The organism is Exiguobacterium sp. s5 (genome assembly GCF_018618075.1).
In the GTDB taxonomy this organism is placed as follows: Bacteria; Bacillota; Bacilli; order Exiguobacteriales; family Exiguobacteriaceae; genus Exiguobacterium; species Exiguobacterium mexicanum_A.
The window spans coordinates 22,617-43,072 of the sequence record NZ_JACSLK010000002.1; the positions used below are offsets into that span (position 1 = coordinate 22,617).

At 53.8% G+C, this 20,456-nt stretch carries 19 protein-coding genes; 1 reads left to right on the plus strand and 18 read right to left on the minus strand.

Annotated elements, in window-relative coordinates; all coding sequences use genetic code 11:
* Positions 1 to 9: 9 nt before the first annotated feature.
* The 7 genes from gpsB to recU all read right to left on the minus strand — a co-directional run bounded on the left by gpsB (position 10) and on the right by recU (position 8,167).
* Complete coding sequence (gene gpsB / locus KNP60_RS04200; protein WP_034777365.1) at positions 10 to 306, minus strand: cell division regulator GpsB; 297 nt, start codon at positions 304 to 306, stop codon at positions 10 to 12.
* 5 nt (positions 307 to 311) lie between these two features.
* Positions 312 to 857 (minus strand): SLOG family protein, encoded by a 546-nt coding sequence (locus KNP60_RS04205; protein ID WP_034777364.1) that lies wholly within the window; start codon positions 855 to 857, stop codon positions 312 to 314.
* Positions 854 to 2,011: a ribonuclease H-like domain-containing protein gene (locus KNP60_RS04210; RefSeq protein ID WP_214797016.1), complete on the minus strand. Its 1,158-nt coding sequence runs from the start codon at positions 2,009 to 2,011 to the stop codon at positions 854 to 856. Before KNP60_RS04210 ends, KNP60_RS04205 begins: the two co-directional genes overlap by 4 nt.
* Entirely contained in the window at positions 2,008 to 4,257 is a 2,250-nt protein-coding gene (locus KNP60_RS04215; RefSeq protein ID WP_214797017.1) for a DEAD/DEAH box helicase, read from the minus strand. Before KNP60_RS04215 ends, KNP60_RS04210 begins: the two co-directional genes overlap by 4 nt.
* 14 nt (positions 4,258 to 4,271) lie before the next feature.
* Positions 4,272 to 4,832, minus strand: coding sequence for a hypothetical protein (locus tag KNP60_RS04220; RefSeq protein ID WP_251128543.1), 561 nt, complete (start codon positions 4,830 to 4,832; stop codon positions 4,272 to 4,274).
* Between the two features lie 89 nt (positions 4,833 to 4,921).
* Positions 4,922 to 7,549 carry a transglycosylase domain-containing protein gene (locus KNP60_RS04225; protein ID WP_214752779.1) on the minus strand — a complete coding sequence of 876 codons (2,628 nt, stop codon included), beginning with the start codon at positions 7,547 to 7,549 and terminating at the stop codon, positions 4,922 to 4,924.
* 21 nt (positions 7,550 to 7,570) lie between these two features.
* Entirely contained in the window at positions 7,571 to 8,167 is a 597-nt protein-coding gene (recU, locus tag KNP60_RS04230; RefSeq protein WP_084592793.1) for a Holliday junction resolvase RecU, read from the minus strand.
* Between the two features lie 352 nt (positions 8,168 to 8,519).
* Here recU and KNP60_RS04235 point away from each other — a divergent pair, with 352 nt between their 5' ends.
* The gene (locus KNP60_RS04235) at positions 8,520 to 9,371 is read left to right on the plus strand and encodes a DUF3800 domain-containing protein (RefSeq protein WP_034777355.1); all 852 of its coding nucleotides are present in this window, start codon (positions 8,520 to 8,522) and stop codon (positions 9,369 to 9,371) included.
* 40 nt (positions 9,372 to 9,411) lie between these two features.
* Here the strand turns inward: KNP60_RS04235 and KNP60_RS04240 are convergent, their stop codons facing one another.
* From KNP60_RS04240 to panB, 11 genes are all read right to left on the minus strand, one after another.
* Positions 9,412 to 10,632, minus strand: coding sequence for an MFS transporter (locus KNP60_RS04240; protein ID WP_214752777.1), 1,221 nt, complete (start codon positions 10,630 to 10,632; stop codon positions 9,412 to 9,414).
* A gap of 104 nt (positions 10,633 to 10,736) precedes the next feature.
* On the minus strand, positions 10,737 to 11,399 hold the full coding sequence (nth, locus tag KNP60_RS04245; protein WP_034777352.1) for an endonuclease III: 663 nt from the start codon (positions 11,397 to 11,399) through the stop codon (positions 10,737 to 10,739).
* The gene (locus tag KNP60_RS04250; RefSeq protein ID WP_034777350.1) at positions 11,399 to 11,986 is read right to left on the minus strand and encodes a DnaD domain-containing protein; all 588 of its coding nucleotides are present in this window, start codon (positions 11,984 to 11,986) and stop codon (positions 11,399 to 11,401) included. The genes nth and KNP60_RS04250 overlap by 1 nt, the downstream gene beginning before the upstream one ends.
* Before the next feature lie 59 nt (positions 11,987 to 12,045).
* Positions 12,046 to 13,347, minus strand: coding sequence for an asparagine--tRNA ligase (gene asnS / locus KNP60_RS04255; RefSeq protein WP_034777348.1), 1,302 nt, complete (start codon positions 13,345 to 13,347; stop codon positions 12,046 to 12,048).
* A gap of 20 nt (positions 13,348 to 13,367) precedes the next feature.
* On the minus strand, positions 13,368 to 14,555 hold the full coding sequence (locus KNP60_RS04260) for a pyridoxal phosphate-dependent aminotransferase (RefSeq protein WP_034777347.1): 1,188 nt from the start codon (positions 14,553 to 14,555) through the stop codon (positions 13,368 to 13,370).
* Between the two features lie 21 nt (positions 14,556 to 14,576).
* Complete coding sequence (locus KNP60_RS04265) at positions 14,577 to 15,035, minus strand: hypothetical protein (protein ID WP_235420184.1); 459 nt, start codon at positions 15,033 to 15,035, stop codon at positions 14,577 to 14,579.
* Between the two features lie 17 nt (positions 15,036 to 15,052).
* Positions 15,053 to 15,238 (minus strand): YpmA family protein, encoded by a 186-nt coding sequence (locus KNP60_RS04270; RefSeq protein ID WP_016509977.1) that lies wholly within the window; start codon positions 15,236 to 15,238, stop codon positions 15,053 to 15,055.
* A gap of 66 nt (positions 15,239 to 15,304) precedes the next feature.
* Positions 15,305 to 18,115, minus strand: a complete 2,811-nt coding sequence (gene dinG, locus KNP60_RS04275; protein WP_214752775.1) for an ATP-dependent DNA helicase DinG — start codon at positions 18,113 to 18,115, stop codon at positions 15,305 to 15,307.
* A gap of 107 nt (positions 18,116 to 18,222) precedes the next feature.
* Positions 18,223 to 18,606 carry an aspartate 1-decarboxylase gene (gene panD, locus KNP60_RS04280; RefSeq protein ID WP_021067221.1) on the minus strand — a complete coding sequence of 128 codons (384 nt, stop codon included), beginning with the start codon at positions 18,604 to 18,606 and terminating at the stop codon, positions 18,223 to 18,225.
* A 5-nt stretch (positions 18,607 to 18,611) separates the two neighbouring features.
* Positions 18,612 to 19,442, minus strand: coding sequence for a pantoate--beta-alanine ligase (gene panC / locus KNP60_RS04285; RefSeq protein WP_034777344.1), 831 nt, complete (start codon positions 19,440 to 19,442; stop codon positions 18,612 to 18,614).
* On the minus strand, positions 19,439 to 20,275 hold the full coding sequence (gene panB, locus KNP60_RS04290) for a 3-methyl-2-oxobutanoate hydroxymethyltransferase (RefSeq protein ID WP_138859551.1): 837 nt from the start codon (positions 20,273 to 20,275) through the stop codon (positions 19,439 to 19,441). Before panB ends, panC begins: the two co-directional genes overlap by 4 nt.
* Positions 20,276 to 20,456 lie beyond the last annotated feature (181 nt).

Below are 20,456 nucleotides of genomic sequence, written 5' to 3' on the forward strand. Positions count from 1 at the left end.
CTCCTCACTTTATTCGCTCGGGCCGACCTGTTTTCCGAAGACGGCCTTTTCTAAATTCGAGATGCGACGCAACATGTCATAGTTCGACGCGACAGGCTGGGCCGGTTTGACCGGTTCTGCTTGTTCGTTCGAACCGCGGCGGAGCGACTCGTTCTCTTGGCGCAACCGTTCGATTTCTTTCGTCATCTTCTCATAATCGCGGATGACGACGTCCAAAAACTGGTCGACTTCTTCTTGTGAGTACCCACGAAGGGCGGTCTTGAATTCTTGTTTATAAATGGCTTCGGCTGTTAATTCAGTTTGCATCATTTTCACTCCCAATGTTGTTCCCATTGTTTTTCTTCTTCGATCACGCGTAATTCTTCCTGTGTGATCAAGAATAACTCCATCTGGTGTTTTCGTTTAGCCCCTTCGACGAGAAAGCGTGGGCTTCCTCCCGTCTCTTCGTCATACAGTGTGATTAATCCTGCTGCTTTGTCTAAAAAGAAGGCGGTTTTTGCCCGCAACTGGCTCGGGTCCTCGTAAGGACGCTGGGTCAGTGCTTCAAAAAAGTCGGCCTCGAGCTGCAAACGAATGAACAATTCTTGCTCGTACGGCTTATACTTCTCTTCCATCTGTAAAAAAGGTGGAAATACGGCGATTTTGATTGGATAAGTTTCTCTTAACTCTAACAATACTTCTCCAGCCCATAATTCACAACCGTTCGTGCCACTAAAAATGAACCATTCGGCTCCGAGCTCGATGGCTTCGACAATTTTTCGCTCATACGCTTCCTTGATGATGCCGATACCGGGATGGTCGGCTTTGAAGATGCCGAGCTCATGCGGCCGGTATCCTGTGATGGCGACAACTTTCATGACTGCTTCCTTTCTAGCCGGTTCATCCGGTGCCGAAGCGCCCGCATCTCGGTCAAAGCGGTCTGTCGAAGCACCGTCTCTTTCCGTTCCGCCAAAGCGATGGCCTGTTCGGTATAGATGATGGCCCGATTGATGTCTTTTTCGCGATGTTCGGCGTATTTCGCCAATTCGACGAGCGCCTCGACCGTACCGACTTGTTCGAACAGCGGCAACGCCTGCTCCATCTGACCGGTCCGTTTTAACAGGAGCGCTTGACGCATCAAGGCCCGCTTCGTCGGCTGTTCGAGCCGCTCGTACTCTTGAAGCGCCGCCTCGGCGTTGCCGAGGTCGTTCAACCAGTGCGCCCGTTCTTCACCAAATGGCGTCTCGTCGGCTTCGACGAGATGACAGAGCCGTTTGTAGAGCGAGACGAGGCTTAGACAGTCGGCATGATGGTGTTCGATGACCGGCTGTAAAATATCCGGTTCCCGGTCCTTCACATATTGGAAATAGTGCATCGGGGCCAAGAAGCCGGGCAAGTCGTCCGTCCGGGCGTGGCCGAAATGGGCCTCGACCGCTTTGAGCGATACCGATTCGAGCGTCGGTTTCAGCAATCGCCGTGAGGCATGCAACAAATCGACATGGCCGACGGCCGGTAACGCCTTGACTTTCGAGCGGACGAACGTGTGCCGTGTCTTGATTTGGGGCCAGTCGAACGATTTTCCGTTATACGTCACGAAACGGACCTCGTCGCCGATGTCGTTCAAGAAGTGATAATAAAACGCCGTCTCGAACGCGGGATGAGGCAACACGTATTGGATCATCTCGAGATGGTCGTCTTGGAAACGCGCGAATCCGATCAAAAAGATCGAAGTCCCCGATCCGCGGAGCCCGGTCGTCTCGGTATCCATGAACAACACCTGCTCGGACGGGACATCGACTTGGAAAAAGGGATGGGTCGATGTCGCGAGTGAAGCTTTGGCGGAACCGAACGTAAAGTCGTGGTACGTCTCGTCGAGCGGATAAATCTGCTTCAAGCGGACACACCACTCTTGTTCGAACGTCAGGATTTCTCCACCTCGGGCCCGCCATTTTGCTTGTTCGACGTCGTCCGGCGTCACGGCCGTTTGTTTCGGTTCATTCGTTTTGATGAGTCGTGATAGTTTTGCTTTCATATCGATCCTTTCAATGCATACAACTGCTGGACGACTTGCTGTTTGAAATCACCGTATCCAATCATGCCGACGCAACGCGGACAGCCGCTCTCACACGGACAGTCCTCGACCGTACGGATGGCTGCATCCAAGACCTCATCGGCGTCGCGATAAAGTGCCTCGCTCAGTCCGATGCCGCCTGGGTAGCGGTCGTATAAATAGACGGTCGGTTTGTTCGTATGGGTCGCTTTCATTTGAATTGTCGTGAACAAGTCGAGCGTGTCACACATCAAATAGAGCGGGGCGAGCCGCCGCAAGAGATCACTGACCGCTTCGAGCTGATCTTCCATGTCGGCCTCCGAGTAGGCGAACCGTTCGTCGAGCGTGAACCACGTCGCCGTCGTGTGCAATTCTCGTTCCGGCAAATGAATCGGCCCGGAACCGATATTCTCGTGCGTCCCGAACTTGATTTTCTTGAATAGTGTCGCCATCGCGATGACCGATACTTCTCCAAACGTCTTCACGCCGGTCGTCTTGTTCTCTTCCAACACTTTCAGTTCGACCGCCAAATTGGCGTCCGTATAGTAGTCGACGTCGACACGTCGGACGTAAGCTTTCTTCTCTTCAAAGTCGAGTCGTTCGACTTGGTATTGCTCGGCCCCATGTAAATAGATGGCCTCGTCATGCAGTAACGTCATCGCGCTGAACGTATCCATCTCACCGATGACCTGGTTTTTCGCGGTCTGGTCGACGATGACGACATTCTCTTGGTCACTCGTCCGCAGCGAGATGTCGTGAGCCGGGAATGCGTCCGTCATCCAATAATATTTATTGGCCCGTTCATGCAAGATGTGGGCGTCCGTCAAGAAATCGAGAATTTCTTCCGTCTCGACCGTGCCGAATCGTTCCCCTTTCGAGAAAGGCAGTTCGAAGGCGGCACATTTCATATGGTCAACGAGAATGATTAAATTGTTCGGGTCGAGACGAGCCGCTTCCGGAGACCGGTCTAAAATCAAATCGGGCTGTTCGACGACGAGTTGGTCGAGCGAAGACGACGAGGCGACAAAAATGACGAGCGCTTCGGAATGACGGCGTCCGGCCCGGCCCGCTTGTTGCCACATCGAGGCGACCGTGCCCGGATAGCCGTTCAAGACACACGCCTGCAACTGGCCGATATCGACGCCGAGTTCAAGCGCATTCGTCGAGACGACAGCTTTAATCTCACCGTTACGGAGCCGACGCTCGATTTCACGACGCTCCGACGGTAAGTAGCCGCCCCGATAGCCAACGATCGATTTTGGTCCGAGCTCGCGCCGCGTCAGTTCTTGTAAATACGTCAACAACACTTCGACCCGTACCCGTGAGCGGGCGAAGACGATCGTCTGAATGTCCGCTTCGACGAGCTTTGAGGCGATCCGCTTCGTCTCGAGCGTCGCGCTCCGACGAATCCCGAGCGCCTCATTGACGACAGGCGGATTGTAGAAAATTAAATGTTTCTTCCCTTGGGGCGCCCCGTTGTTGTCGACAAGCACGACGTCCTCTTCGGTCAACAGTTCAGCCAGCTCGACCGGGTTGGCGATCGTCGCTGACGTCATGATCCATTTCGGATGGCTCCCATAATAGGCACAGATCCGTTTCAAACGACGAAACACGTTGGCGACGTGGCTACCGAATACCCCTCGGTACGTGTGCAACTCGTCGACGACGATATATTCCAAGTTCTCGAACAAGCGAATCCATTTCGTATGATGCGGCAAGATTCCAGAGTGAAGCATATCGGGATTCGTGATGACGATATTGCCGGCGTCCCGTACTTTCGTACGAGCCGCTGGCGCCGTGTCCCCATCGTAAGTGAAACAGCGGAGGTCACCTTCGAGCGCCTCGACCATCTCCATCAAATCACTGTTTTGGTCTTGGGCGAGCGCTTTCGTCGGGTACAGGTAGAGCGCCCGGGCATTCGGTTGTTCAATCATTTTCGATAAAACCGGCAGATTGTAACAGAGCGTCTTCCCGGAAGCGGTCGGGGTGACGATGACCGTCGAGTTGCCTCGAGACGTCTGCTCGATTGCTTCGGCCTGATGGGTGTACAGTTGTTCGATTCCGCGGCCATGGAGCACCCGGACGAGATCTGGCGGGACGCTCGCTGGAATCGGCGCATACCGGGCCGGCTTCGCCTCGACCGTGTGCCAATGCGTCACGTTGCCCGAGAAACCCGGGTCGGTCTTGAGCGTCTGAATCATTTCTTCCACGGAACGTTTTTTCCGCATAGAGTTCACCTTCTTTACGATTTCGAAGGTGCAAGACGTTCCACGACAGCCTTGACTTGGCTGATCCGTTCGTCGCGTACGAGCCGGTGGACGGCCGGCAAACGGAGCACGTCCATCGCTTTGAACGAATCGGCGACATGCTCATTCTCTTCTTCGAGACGCGTGATCGCATCGTCAAACAACCGTTGCGTCGACCGTCCGAACAAGACGATGGTATGTAGCTTCGTGCACTTCGAGTGGACCGCTTGTAAATGCTTCGTGTAACGCTGCACCGCTTTATGATAATCTTCATGCGTCGCGAGCGCTTGGCGCTTGCCCCGCAGAAGTTCAGGGTAGTATGACTCGTCGCCGAGAAACATCGTCTCAACGCCGATCCGTTTCAAATAGGGATGGCCACTGGCCTCGGCCACGGCTTGATCATCAATCAAGCGTCCGAACGGAATCGATTCCTCGAGGAGCAATCGGCCCATCTTCAAGCCATTGACGCCATGTAACGGGATGCCTAAATCATCCTCTTGCAGTCGGTCGATCACAAACAATACTTTCATCTTACGTTTCAATGAGAGTTGTACCATGTGTCACCATCCTATTCGCTTTCTTTTCATTATAGCAAACGAAACAGAAAAACAGGGCGCTGATGTCGCCCTGTTTCCTGTGAGTCAGATTAGTCACGACCCCCGTTGCCATTCCCGTTGCCGTTGTTACGGTCATCCGAGTCTGACGTCGATTGACGGCTGACGTCCCCCTCCGAATCCGACTCCCCGTCTGTCTCATCGGTTGTCGGTTCTTCTTCGGTCGGTTCTTCCGTGTTCTCGTCTTCGGTGTTGTTGTCGTTTCCGTTATTCTCATTGTTTTCGTTATTGCCATTGTTCTCGTTGCTCTCACCATCGGTTTGCTCGCCTTCTTCTTCAGGAGGCGTCTCTTCCGTGGCTGGCTCTTCTTCCTCTTCGGCAGCAGGCTCCTCGCTCCGTTCGACCGTGTAGGAAGTTTGGAGCGGGCTCGACTGTTGATCGCCGACGAGCGCGTTCGTCGCGTTGGCGACAATCGTGAACGTCGTCTCCCCTTCACCGAGGCCAGAAATGGCGATGCTCGTGTCTTCGGTCGTGCCGACGACACGCTCGCTACCGTCCGGACGTGTCTCCGTCACGGTGAACGAAAGTCCTTGGTAACCAGCTGCTTCGACTGCTTGCTTGTCGTATGACCACGAGAGCGTACCTGTCTCGCCTGGCACATCGTAGTCAATCGATGCGCCGGTCGGCGCGGCGAGTTTGTCCGGCTGCAAGTCTTTCGGTTTCGTTCCTTTGACGTACAACTCGTTCCCGAGCGAGAGCACCGATTCCGGTTGCTGGAAGCGATCCGGTTGACCCGTCGCTTTCGTCACTTCTTGCATCATATACTCGAAGTAATATTGGGCGTAGTTCGGTTTAAACAACGATACGGGTATGTCATTTGATACACGGGCCGTCCATACCGAAATTGAGTAATCGGTCGTATAGCCGGTAAACCATTTATCATTCTCCTCGCCCTTTTCATCGTTCGTCGTCCCGGTCTTCCCGGCGACGTCGTACGGGAACGCGCCTGGTTCATACGTCCCGTTCGAACCGCTGACGACGTCACGAAGCATGTCCGTCAACATGTAAGCCGTATAGTCTTCCATCGCCTGCTTCGCTTTGATCGGTGAGTTGATCGTCGAGCCGTCATTGAATTCAATTTTTTGAATCAAGTGCGGCTTCGTATACATACCGTTCGTGCCGAGCGCCGCGTAAGCAGCCGCCATTTGTGTCGTGCTCGCTTCTGCTACACCAAGACTGTTTGCCGGCAGAATCTCGTCACCCGCACGCGCCGGCTCGATGCCGACGTTCTCGACGAACGACTCAATCGCCTCCGAACCGAACTCTTCCTGTACTTCATAGAAGGCACGGACGGCTGGTGTGTTCCCGGAAACCGTCAAATAGTAACGCATCGTGTTGGCACCGCGGAACCCTGGATAGTAGTTCCCTGGTTTAAAGGTTTCACTTTCGTCAAACTCTTTATCGATCAAAATTTTCCCAGTCGACCACTGTGCGTTCTCAATCCCTGGGCCGTAATCGAAGAACGGCTTCGCCGTCGAACCGATTTGGCGTTTTTCGCGCGAATAGTCGCGATAGTTCTTATCGCCTTGTTTCGCTTGTTCACTGTCGATAACGGCGACGATTTCACCCGTCTTCGTGTTCAACACGGTCGCTCCCATGCGAAGATCTTCTGGGAACTCACTTGTTGGAAGGTTGACGTTATCGTTCTTAATGTCGTTATTGAACTTCGTATGCAAATCTTTATTGATTGACGTATACACTTTCAAGCCCGTCCCGTAAATGTCGGCCTGCTCGAGACCGTAGTCTTCCTCGAGCTCGGCTTGGACGCGAGCGTAAATAGAGCGCGTGTACGTCTCTTCTTCTGTTTCTTCACCTGGTGAGATGACGTCCGCGATCTCGACGTCGAGCGCCTGGTTGTATTCTTCTTCCGTGATATGACCGTCACGCTTCATCGCTGAGAGCACTTGCTCTTGACGATAACGCGTCAGTTCCTGGTCCCCGTTGATCGGGTCATAGGCACTCGGACGTTGCGGGAGACCCGCCAAAATGGCCGCCTCTTGGTAATTCACTTCTGAGACCGGCTTATTGAAGTAGCGTTTCGATGCCGTTTGGACACCATATCCGCCTGTACCGTAATAGTTCTTATTCAAGTACATCTCGAGAATCTGCTCTTTCGTGTACTCGCGCTCAAGTTTGATGGCGAGCCACTGTTCTTGCAGCTTCCGCTTCAATTTCTTGTCGGTCGACAAGAACGATTGTTTGACGAGCTGTTGCGTGATCGTCGAACCACCTTCGGCCCCAAAGCCGTCCGTCAAGTTCGCGACCACGGCGCCGCCGATACGGCGCAAGTCGATTCCGTTATGTTCATAGAAGCGACGGTCCTCGATTGAGATGACCGCTTGTTGCATCACTTCTGAAATTTCATCGATGGAGACGTACTCCCGAATTTGTCCGCTTCCTTCGAGCGGTTCGCCTTCAGCTGATAATAGTTGGATCGGATACGTATCGACCAACTTCTCTTCATCGAGCGGCGGTGCCGTCGCGATCGCATACGCCGTGTATGCGGCGCCGGCGATGACGCCGATAATGAATAAAATCCCTAAAATCGTTAAAATGCGTCGAAACTTTGACTTCTTCGTTTTTTGTTTCGGCTTCTTGGCCGCTGGTTTACGTTTATTGCTCGTCGTATCTTGTCGACGTGCCATCCGACTTCGTTCCATTCACGCTTCACTCCTTCTATTTCAATCGAGCCACGCCTCAATCGCCGTCAAATAATCGACGGCGGGCATCGCCCGGGTTGGAACTTCAATTGCTTCTTGCTCGATATAAGAGAGCGGAATCGACTTCCGTCCCGATTCGCGCTGTTCCCACCAAACTAATAATTGCTCCGTTGATAACACATATTGCGTATTATAGCGGCTAAACCGAATGATGACAAAACAAACCCCTCCATGCCGCTCGCACTCACGCATGTGGTTGATTTGGTGGTCGTGGAAGTTTCCGAGTGGAAATGACGTCTTATTGTTCGTCTCTTTCGCCTCGAAATCGATGTACTTCCCGCGATACACTCCGTTATAATCGGTCGTCGACGCTTGCTTGAAATACGCCTCGGTCACTTTCGCCGCACTCCGTTTCGGGTAATCGACTTTCACGATTTGCAGCGGTGTCGGCTTCTTATGGATGACCGCTCGTCCATGGAGTCGGTAAAACTCATTCGTGTCGTTCAGCAGCGTCTCAAGGTTCATGCCTCGATTCGCATACGTCTGCGGATTAGAGCGGACCGGCGTTGCCGCAGGTTTCGGCTTTTTCCCGTTCGGATAATGGAACAATGTCGTCACCCCTAGTCTCTAGTTTAACAGGTTGGTCCAGCCGTTCCTTCCGTCTGAAGTCTGATTGTCGAGTTCTGTCGCTCGACTCCTGTGTGGATTTTCCGCAATCCATATCGTACCAAACTCCCGTATGTTAAACTAGTATGTAGTTCATTGTGTAGTCAAATTGACACGACCTTGTTACGGAAGAGCTATTTATTTTTCTGAAATAAGTCTTCTACTTATTAGCCATAATCAAGACAGATTAAACGCAGATTGACGTAAGTTTGAAAAAGTGCGCAATAAGCAATGTAAACCAAGGTTGGAAAACAATTAGCAGGCTCGCTTAGATAAACAGTTGAGCCATGGTTGGAGGAGTAAGATGGAAACACAAAAGAAGTATGTCATGTTCGTCGATGAGACGGGCACGCCAAAAGGAAATACCCAGTTCAACCTCACCGGCGTATTGATGGAATACAAATATGCAATCGATGCCGACGAGGCCGGGATGCCATGCGAGTTGAAGCGCCGGTTACATGCCTTCAAACGCGACGTGTTCAAGACGGAGAATATCCCGCTCCATTTAAAAGAGATTTTAAAGGCCGAGCATCCGTATGGAAAAGAGGATGGCATCACGATCGATATGCTTCGTGACTTTTGGAACAAGTTGCCGGACTTCCTACGCGATATCAACTGCACGATCATCAGCGTCGAGGTCGATAAACAAAAACTTCACGACTTTTATTCAACGCCGAAAGACCCGTACGTCGTCGCCTTCGCCCACTTGATGAAATCGTTTTATGCATTCTTAGAAGAGACGGAAGCGGTCAGCGCCCGTGTCGTCTTGGAGTCGCGAGACGACTATCAAAACTTGCTCATCCAAAAAGCGTTCTTCGATATCTTCAATTCAGGGACGGTCCATCTCGACGTCGAGAAGAGCCGACAAAAGATTAAAGGTTTCATCTTCTCGGAGAAACAGAACACCATCTATCAGTCTGGGCTTGAAATCGCTGACCTCGTCTGTCTCCCGCTCTCGCGCGTACGTCGCGGCGTCATCGAAGTGAAACCACGGTTCGTCCATTATGGGGATGAGAACCGGATCTTCAAAGCCATCAAGGACAAGATTTACATTCGTAAAGAAAGTCCTGACCAAGATTTCCGTAACTGGGGATTCAAAAAAGTACCCATCACGAAAAAACGCCGCGAATGGAGCGACCATCCGTGGAACCATTAAAAAACTGCCTTGCCGAAGCTTCGGCAAGGCAGTTTTTTGATTAACGCAAACCTGGAAGTGTCTCCCGCAAACGACCGAGCGCATTGAGTCCGGCCAGGAACGGTAGGACGGCCACAAGCCCGATTGCCCAATCGATGGACAATATGTCGGTCAACACCCCGGCAAAGATGGCTCCGAACGCATAGCCGCTGTCGCGCCAAAACCGATAAACGCCCATTGCTGAGGCGCGCCAATACGGCTCGGCGACGTCACTGATCGAGGCTTGGAGCGTCGGATAGACCATTGCCGTCCCGATGCCGAGCATGACCGCGGCGAGCACCCATTGCCAATAGTCGGACATGACAAGAATCGCCCAAAGCGAACCGGCCTGGACCCACATCCCGGTGACGATCAATCCTTTGCGTCCGATGCGATCGCTCCATACCCCGGTGAACAGTTGGAAGAAGCCCCACGCCGCGGGATATACCGCCACGATTAATCCGACTTCAGCTAGACTGAGCCCTTGTGCGGCAAAATAAATCGGGAACAAGCCCCATGCCATCCCGTCTTTCAGATTGGTCGACAGACCGGCCACCGTCAGACTCGAGAGCGAGCGATCTTTCCAAGTCGTCGTCATAAATACGTCTCTCGCAGAACGTGTTTTCTCAGACCCGCTCGTCGGTTGGAGCTGTACCTGATTCGTCGTATCGCGGACGAACAGTGATAACCCGAGACCGATGAATGCGACGAGGACGCCGATATAAAACGGTTCCGGCCGACTGCCGTACGTGACGGCAATCATCCCAGAGACGGCGGCCATCACGGCGACACCGACATAACCGGCGAATTCATTCAGTCCGACCGCGAGCCCCCGCTCCGTCGGTTTAGCCAAATCAATCTTCATATTGACCGTCATCGACCACGTCAGTCCTTGGTTGATCCCAAGCAAGACGTTCGCCACGATGATCATCCACCAGGCCGGGGCCAACATGACGAGCACGGGGACGAATAACCCGATCCCCCAGCCGAAGACGAGCACTTTCTTGCGCCCGAATCGATCGGCGATGGCCCCTGCGAAGTAATTGACGACAGCCTTCGAGAATCCAAAGCTGATGATGAACGATAGCGCCGCACTCGTCGAGACGAGACCGAAGTCCTCTTCTCCGATGATGGGCAAGATCGTCCGTTCGAGGCCGACCATCGACCCGACGAAAAAGTTCGTCACGACGAGCAAGATGAAGTTCATTTGATTTTCTTTTATTCCAATCCGGGTTTCACCCATATACATCCTCCTTGCCAATCGCTAACTGGATTGAGTATACCAAAAAATACCCCCCTGCGTATAAAAAGCGTCTTCCTGATCATTGTAATCAGGAAGACGCTTGTTCATTGTCCGGTCGCTTGCTTGGACTTCATTCGTTTCTTGCCTTCGCGGCACATGTGCAACAGCGGACATGTCTCGCAGGCAGGACGTTGCGCTTTACAATGGTAACGTCCGAAAAAGATGAACTGATGATGGAGCTGAGACCATTCTTCGCGCGGGAACTTCTTCATGAGCGTGTCCTCGACTTGACGGACGTTGTCTTTCCAACGACAAATCCCGAGCCGTTTCGAGACGCGCTCGACGTGTGTGTCGACGGCGAACGCCGGTTCATGAAACGCGACGGACAAGACGACGTTCGCCGTCTTCCGTCCGACGCCAGGCAATGCCTCGAGCGATTCGCGGTCCGACGGAACGATTCCGTTATGACGTTCCACGATTTGCATCGACAGCGCCTTCACGTTTTTCGCCTTGTTCCGATAGAGACCGATACGCTTGATTAACGCCTCGATGTCGGCGACGTCTGCCGCGGCCATCGATTCGACGGTCGGATAGGCCTCGAACAGACCAGGCGTCACTTTGTTGACGAGTGCATCCGTCGCCTGCGCCGATAACGCCACGGCCACGACCAGTTCGAACGGGTTGCGGTGCGTCAACTCACAGTGGGCGTCCGGGAACATACGGCGCATCTCGTCCGACACTTCGTTCAATTGGGCTCTCGTCAACATCACTTTTTCCTCCGTTGATAATCGACGAGGTCCTCGAGCGACTCGACGTTATGGTCTTGCCACACCCGGAGGATCTTGTCCATATATTTGAAGTTCCGTACGTTGCGTAGTTTTGCTTCCCGAAGCGCGGCCATGATCAGCTCTTCGCTGAAGCCGTCCTCGGTCAACCAGCCGACAATCTGCTCGATTTCAAATGGAGTGATTGTCCCGAACTCGCGCTCAAACGTATGAATGATGTTCTCATTCAACGAATGGGCCGATTTTTCAGGTGCCGCCCCTTCCTCGAGCGCCAAGAACAATGGAAGCAGACTGTATCGTTCGACCTCGGCCGACGCGTCGATGGCGATCAACTCTTTTTGGAGCAGGCCGAGCAACACGGCGCGGGCCTCGCTCTCGGCCACGTTCATCCGGTCCCCGAGCTCACTCGGAAGCGGCATCTCGATGCCTTCCCCAATCATTTCAAGCAGATGGATGACGAGATTGAACTCGACCGGCGTCAAGTTGAGGCGACGTGCCTCGGTGAACAGTTTCCTCGGAACGACGACTGGATTTTGTTCGAACAGCTTGATTATATTATGTGCATCCATGTCGCACATCCTTTCTAGACAAATCAATCGGGGAAGACAAAGTCATCCCCGATCGGCGATTATGGGTGAATGCGGTTCAAGAGACGTGGGAACGGGATCGCTTCGCGGATATGCTCGATACCGCTAATCCAAGCAACCGTCCGCTCAAGGCCGAGGCCGAATCCAGAATGCGGGACCGACCCGTATTTACGGAGTTCGAGGTACCAGTCGTACGCGTCCGTCTCATCAAGACCTTCTTTGATGATTTCTTCTTTCAAGCGGTCGTAGTCGTCTTCACGCTGCGAGCCGCCGATGATTTCGCCGTAACCTTCCGGCGCGATCAAATCGGCACAAAGGACGAGTTCCGGGTTCTCCGGGTCGACTTTCATGTAGAACGGTTTGATGTCTTTCGGCCAATGGGTGATGAACACCGGGAGGTCATGCGCGTTGGCGATGGCCGTCTCGTGCGGTGCACCGAAATCGTCACCGTACTCGATGTCGTCGAAGCCTTCCTCTTTCAAGAACTTGATCGCATCCGTATAACGGACGCGCGGGAACGGTGCTTGAACTTTTTCAAGTTTTGACAAGTCACGTCCGAGCAGTTCCAATTCGTTACGGCAGTTCTCAAGTGCAGACTTGGCGATGTATGAGACGTAACGCTCTTGGAGCTCGAGGCTCATGTCGTGGTCGAAGAACGCCATCTCTGGCTCGATCATCCAGAATTCGATCAAGTGACGGCGCGTCTTCGATTTTTCGGCCCGGAACGTCGGTCCGAACGAGAATACTTTCCCGAGTGCCATCGCTGCGGCTTCCATATAAAGTTGGCCCGTTTGCGACAAGTAGGCCGGCTGTCCGAAATAATCTGTCTCGAACAATTCCGTCGTGCCTTCCGGTGCGCTCGACGTGATGATTGGTGGGTCGATCTTCACGAATCCTTCTTGGTTGTAGAACTCGTACGTCGCCCGGATCAATTCGTTACGGACTTTCATGATCGCGTGCTGACGACGCGAGCGGAGCCAAAGGTGACGGTTGTCCATCAAGAACTCTGTCCCGTGCTCTTTCGGTGTGATCGGATAGTCGACGGATTCCGCGATCACTTCCATATCTGTCACCTCGAGTTCGAACCCGAGCGGCGTGCGACCACCGTCCGATTTGACGGTACCGGTCACCCAGACCGATGTTTCTTGTGTCACGCCTTTGGCGAGGGCAAACAAATCTTCGGCCACATCGGCTTTGACGACGACCGCTTGGGCGAAGCCGCTCCCGTCACGAAGTTGAAGGAACGCGATCTTTCCGCTCGAACGTTTGTTGGCGATCCAAGCTCCGACCCGGACCGTCTGGCCTTCATAGTCTTTAAATTGGCTGATTGAAATAGTTGTCATGTTCATATCCATCCTTTCGCTTATCGAGCGTTACGTGTAATGAAGTCTTCCACTCGATCGAGCGCTTCTAGTACTCGTTTTAATTCTGTTGCATATGACAAGCGGACGTAGTCGTCCTGACCAAAACCTGAACCCGGGACGAGCGCGACGTACGCTTCACCGAGGACGGCCTCGCACCACGCATCGACCGAGTCGTAACCGCTCATCGTGGCCGCTTCTTTGGCGTTGGCATATAAGTAAAATGCGCCTTGTGGCTTCAAGCATGTGATTCCTGGAATCGCAATGAGTCGTTCATAGACGATCTCGAGTCGTTCAGCAAACGAGACACGCATCATCTCGACGTCATCTTGTGGCCCATTGTAGGCTTCGACCGCCGCAGCTTGCGCGATCGACGTCGGGTTCGATGTCGAGTGCGACGCGAGGTTCGTCATCGCCTCGATGATCGTCTTGTCACCGACTGCATAGCCGATGCGCCATCCCGTCATCGCATGCGACTTTGAGACACCGTTGATGATAATCGTCCGTTCCCGCATGTCAGGAAGCGTCGCGATGGAGACGAACTCCGCCTCACCGTAAACGAGTTTCTCATAAATCTCGTCACTGACGACGAGCAGATCGTGCCGTTTGACGACGTCCGCAAGCGCCGAAAGTTCAGATTCTGTATAAATCATGCCGGTCGGGTTCGATGGGCTGTTCAAGATGACCGCCTTCGTACGATCCGTGATAGCCGCCTCGAGCAGCTCCGGCGTCAGTTTGAACATCGTCGTCTCGTTCGTGTCGACGTAGACCGGAACTCCGTCAGCCAGCTTCACTTGCTCCGGATAACTGACCCAATATGGTACCGGGATGATGACCTCGTCCCCTTCATCTAAAATCGCTTGGAACAGCGCATAGAGGGCGTGTTTCGCACCGGAAGCGACCATGACCTCTGGACGTGTGAACGTTAAGTTGCTGTCGCGTTTCGTCTTTTCGATGATCGCGTCTTTGAGTGCGACCGTCCCGCCAGATGGGGTATACTTCGTGTCGCCATCGCGTGCAGCCTGACAGGCTGCCTCGATGATGCGTTCAGGCGTATTGAAGTCCGGCTCACCGGCCCCTAGCCCGATCACGTCTTGACCCGACGCTTTTAACGCTTTCGCTTTCGCCGTGATGGCGAGTGTCGTTGAAGGTGTCAACTGCTTTACACGTTGTGCCAATAGATGTTCCATTGAGATCCCCCTCTAGTTTCGTCAAGGCGAGTCCGTCAATTGGACCCGTCGAATGAATTCGCCCGCTTGGAGCGTATAGTACGAGTACGTGTAAGACGTGCCCGCTTTTGTCACGACTTCGATCAATGCCCGTTCATCGAAGCCATATTTACAGCTGACGAGCGTACCGCCGGTCTCTGCGACCGAATCGGCACAGATTTGTTCTGAATCGACCGTTGCGATATCCCGTGTCTCGATTGGCAACTTGTCGTCGACCGGCACGAACTGGACCCGATCCGTCTCCTCGAAGACGACATACGGTTCTGTCCCGTTAAACAGTTCGGCCCGTTCAATCGAGACGGACGGTTGCTCGTCGACGAGTCGCTCACGCGCTTCCTCGATCATTTTCTCTTTCGTCCGCTCGGTGTGGCCGACCGTGAACCAATAAATGCCACTAAATACGATGACGACACCGATGAGTGCCGTCATGAACGCAATCACTACTTTTGTCTTCCGTGTCATTCCGTCCGATAGATGGTGAACACCATCTCTTCTTTCTTCGGATCATTCACTTTTTTCTCTAAAGCAAGACCGAACATTAAATCTTGGCTCTTCAACGTACGATTCAACAAGTCGACGATTTTGTAGACGTCTGCCGTCGGCTCGATTCGAACCGTCGCCAACGTCTCAATATTCGAATTCATGATTACTCCTCCTTCAAAAAACACTATACCCATTATTATAAAGCGATAATTTCACGATGCCTAGCGTTATCTCTGATTTCCTAGCCCGGTCTTCTCTTTCTCGTCTAAAAACAGCTCAAGTTCAGCGAGTGCGGTCTCGAGCGGTCCGTCAATTCGATCGACGGATGGTAGACTGTTGATGAACTGCTTGCCGTAACGCGTCGTCTCGACGCGACGGTCGAAGACGAAGATGGCGCCATAATCCTCTTTCGAACGGATCAGGCGACCGACCCCTTGCTTGAAGCGGATGACCGCTTGCGGAAGCGATAGTTCAAAGAAAGACGATTTACCGGTCGCCTCGATCTTCTCGGACCGAGCCTGCATGACCGGCTGGTCGGGCGGCGCGAACGGAAGCCGGACGATGATGAGGCAGGTGAGTGCCTCGCCTGGAATATCGACCCCTTCCCAAAAGCTTGCCGTTCCGAACAAAATCGACTGGTCGATCCGCTTGAACTGTTTCGTCAAGCGGCTTCGCGATCCGCCGCTGACCCCTTGGGCGAGGAGCGTGTACGCCTCATCCAATTGGTCTTTGACAGCCTCGTGCGTCAAACGCAACAGTTCGTTCGACGTGAACAAGACAAGCATCCGTCCTTTCGTCACGTTGGCGATTTGGGCGATCGAGTCCGCGATCTGCTCGACGAACCGCGGCAACGGAACTTCGTTGATGAGCGGGATGTCGGACGGCACGAACAGTTTCGCTTGCTTCTTGAAATCAAACGGTGACGCCAGGACGACGCGGCGAACGTTTTCCCCATCGAGTCCGAGACGCCGCTCGATGAAGCCGAATCGTCCTGAGACGGTCATCGTCGCAGACGTCAGAATGGTCGGCCGTTTGGCGAACAGCCGCTCATGCAGGAGCGGTCCGATCTCGACCGGCTGGGTGTACACCGAGGTCAACTTGCGATTAGCCAGATTGAGCTCAACCCAACTGACGGCATCGTCGTCCCGCGTGAGCATCGTCTCGTAGAGGACGCTCTCGATATCGCGCACGTCGCCGATGAATGCCTTCAAATCACCGAGCACGGCCCGTTGTTTGAACGTCATATGCTCTTTATGCTCATCGAGGAGACGGTGCAGTTGTCGCAATGTCGTCCGTAACGTGCGCAGTCGGTCCTCGAGCCGTTTCGCCACTTCACGAATCGGTCGGAACGGTTCCCCTTCCCGCTCGAAGCGGACGGTTTGACGTTGCTCCCGCTTTTTCCCGAGCGACTGGAGCGCCGTGAGCAAATCGTTCAGCTCATCGTCGACGCGGGCGAGTGCTTGATCGGTCGCTTTGCTGAACGCCTCCGCCTCTTCCGAGACGGACGTCAAATCGGCGAGCCCGAGCACGCGCGAATGAAACTTGCCGTCGGCACCGTAGCCGAACCATTTGAACAGGCGGTCAAATTGAATCGCGTCAAACGTGACTCCGAAGTGATGCGACGCGACTTCCTCGACTTGATGCGCCTCGTCCAAGACGAGTGGCGTATCGGTCGGGAGAATCCCAGCCTGGTGTTGCAAATCAGAGAACAACAAAGCATGGTTCGTCACGATGATATCGGCCTCTTTCGAGCGCAAGACGGCCCGGGTGAAGAAGTCACGGCTATACCAAGGGTCGAAGCGACCGAAGTCAGAGGCTGCATCGGCCTGGATCAGCCGTTTGAACGAGGCCGGCCCTTGTGACGCCGCACCGGGCAATGACAACTCTTCCAAGTCCCCCGTCTCGGTCTCGGTCAACCAGACGAGGACCATCGCTTTGCACATCGCCGGGAGCAGCCCGTCATTCGTTTCTTCGAGAATCATCTCGAACTTTCGGAGGTCGATGTAGTTGCGTCTCCCTTTCAAAAGTGTGAACTCGATTTCAGGGAAAATCGCTTTTAAGATTGGTAAATCTCGATTCAACAACTGTTCTTGCAACTGAATCGTATGTGTGCTGACGACGACCGGGCGCTTCGTCTCGAGGGCGTGGTGTGCGCTCGGAATCAAATACGCCAATGTCTTTCCGGTCCCCGTACCCGCCTCGATCAACAGCGTCGCCTCGTCGTCGAGCGCCTTATAGACGTGTCGCATCATCTCGAACTGGCTTTGACGCGGTTCAAATTGACCGAATAGCGCCGGAAGCGTCTCTTCGATTGTCCGGTGAAGAAACGGCTCGAACGGTTCGCGTTCGACAGCGGGTTCGAATGTATCGACGAGACGTCGGAGTGCGATTTTCCGATGAATATCGAACGTCGTCTCATCGTCGGCTCGGATCCCGACCTCAAGAATCAACTCGTCGAGGAGCGGTTCGACGTTGCTCGTCCACGACTCGGACAGGCGTCGTAACTGTTGTAACGTCACGAGTGGTAAGGCGCGCAACCGTTCAATCAAACGAATGAACAGTTCTGCCGTCGCTTCGGCATCGCTGAGCGCCCGGTGCGCGTCAGTATGCACGAGATCAAACGTCTCGGCGAGCGACTCGAGCGCATGGCTCTCAAGCGTCGGGTATAGGATCCGGGCCAGCTCGACCGTATCGATCGCTCGCCCTTGGAACGGCAAGTACCCGGCTTGCTCGAGGCTTTCATTTAAAAAATTCAAATCGAAAGACACGTTGTGGGCGACGAATATTCGCCCATCGAGCATCTTCCATATATCTGGGATCACTTCCTCAAACGTCGGGGCTTCCGCCACGTCTTGGTTCGTGATCGTCGTCAACTGCGTGATAAAAGGCGGGATTGGGCGACTCGGGCGAATCAAGGTACTGTAGCGCTCAATCACTTCACTCCCTTGAACGACCACCGCCGCAAATTCAATCAGTTCGTCGCCGGACTTGACGGAATGACCAGTCGTCTCCAAATCCACTATCACATAGGTGTCCATAACATCCATCCCATCTTCGGCACGCTCGTGCTTTCTGTCTGTCTCATCTTACCATAGAACGATACACGAAAAAACGGGGATGCCTCTATCGGACATCCCCGCTCGTTTCATAGAATCGTATGGGCGATCTCTTCATAAAGAAGTTGATCGATCTCGTTCCGTTCGTTCAAGACGGCGACTTTCGGACGATGCTGTTTCGCTTCCTCGGCCGTCATTTGGCCGTACGCCATGATAATGACGACATCTCCGACTTGGAAGTGGCGGGCCGCTGCCCCGTTCAGACAGACGACACCCGAACCTCGTTCTCCTTTGATGACATACGTCTCGATACGAGCTCCGTTATGGTTGTTCGTGATGTGCACATGTTCGTTTTCCATGATGCCGACCGCGTCCATCAAATCTTCATCGATTGTGATTGAACCGACGTAATGCAAGTTCGCCTCGGTGACGGTCGCTTTGTGTAGTTTCGCGTGCATAAATGTTCGAATCATTGGATTCATCCTCTCTTCCAAATCACATTATCAATCAAGCGGGCCCGTTCGAACTGCACCGCTACGGCAATCAATAGTTCGGTCGACGCGGAGGTCACCTCGGTCAACGTCGGGTAGTCTTTGATCTCGACATAGTCGATCGTACTGTTTGGGATGTTCTTCAGACGTTCCTCGAGATGTGCTTTCACATCTTGAATCGTTTTGCCTTGTACAAGCGCATCCTTTGCTTCAGCCAATGCCCGATTGATGTCACTTGCATCCGCCTTCTCCGTCTCCGACAAATAGACGTTCCGGGACGACTTGGCGAGACCTGATTCTTCACGGATGATTGGACAGCGTCGAATCTCGACCGGGACGAAATAGTCACGGACGTATCCTTCGATCAAGGCGACTTGTTGCGCGTCCTTCAAACCAAAATAAGCACGCGTCGGACGGACCAAGTTGAACAGCTTGGACACAACGGTCAAAACGCCATCGAAATGACCGGGCCGGCTCGCTCCGCAGAGGACATCTGCGCCGGTACGTACCGTGACGCGAGCCATGTCGAGCGGATACATCGTCTCCGTGTTCGGGTAGAACAAGACGTCGACACCCGCCTCGCGGGCGAGCGCCTCGTCACGCTCGAAATCACGCGGATAGCGGTCGAGGTCCTCGTTCGGACCGAACTGGGTCGGGTTGACGAAAATGCTCATGACGACGAGGTCGTTCTCTGACTTGGCCGCCTCGACGAGACTGAGATGCCCTTCATGCAAATAACCCATCGTCGGGACGAAACCGATCGTCCCGGCGTCGGTCAACAGTTTCTGTAAGTCATGTGGTGTCGTGACGATGTTCATGCCTTGCCCCCGTAGAGCGTGTCGAGCAACGACTCATCCATCGTGAACGTGTGCCGTTCGAGCGGGAACGAGCCGTCTTTCGTCGCCTCGACATAATTGCGGATTGCCGTCGTCGCGACCTCGTTCACATCAGCATACGCCTCGACGAACTTCGGCAGACGGTCGACGCCATATTTCAAGATATCGTGATAGACGAGCACTTGACCGTCCACGTCGGCACCGGCACCGATGCCGATGACCGGGATTGTAAGTGCCTCGGCAATCTTTTTGGCCAATTGGTGCGGCACACACTCGAGAACGAGCATCTTCGCACCGACCCTTTCGGCCTCGAGACTGTCGGCGATCAACTGTTCGGCATCCTCGAGCGATTTCCCTTGTACTTTATAGCCTTCAAGTACACCGACCGATTGTGGGGTGAGGCCAAGATGGGCCACACACGGCATACCGACTTTCGTCAGACGTTCAATCGTCTCGAGCACCTCACCGGCCCCTTCAAGTTTGATGGCATCGGCCTGACCGTCTTGGAATAACGTCGCGGCCGCTTGAAGCGTGCGGTCGAAGTCGCCATGGTATGTCGCGAACGGCATGTCGACGACGACGAACGTGTTCCGTGCCCCGCGGCGCACGGCCTTGGCATGGTGGACCATGTCGGAGGTCGTCACTGGGATTGTCGAATCGTAGCCGAGCACGACCATTCCGAGCGAGTCCCCGACTAAAATGATGTCGACCCCTGCTGCCTCGGCCAGTTTCGCCGACGGATAATCGTAGGCCGTCAACATGACCAATTTCTCTTCTTGCTTCATCTTCTTCAATAACGAAGTCATCGTGTGCATATGGTTCTCCTCCTAAATGTGGAGACAGGTTACAAAAAACGCCTTCCTACACGAATGGTAAGAAGGCGCACGAAAACGATCTCAAGTAGTTGAGTGTCCTTCTGTCCCTGTCAAAATGATCAAGGCAGACAAAATATAGAGTGGCGGTCTGCAGTTCCGGTACACTTCGCGAGCGATAGCG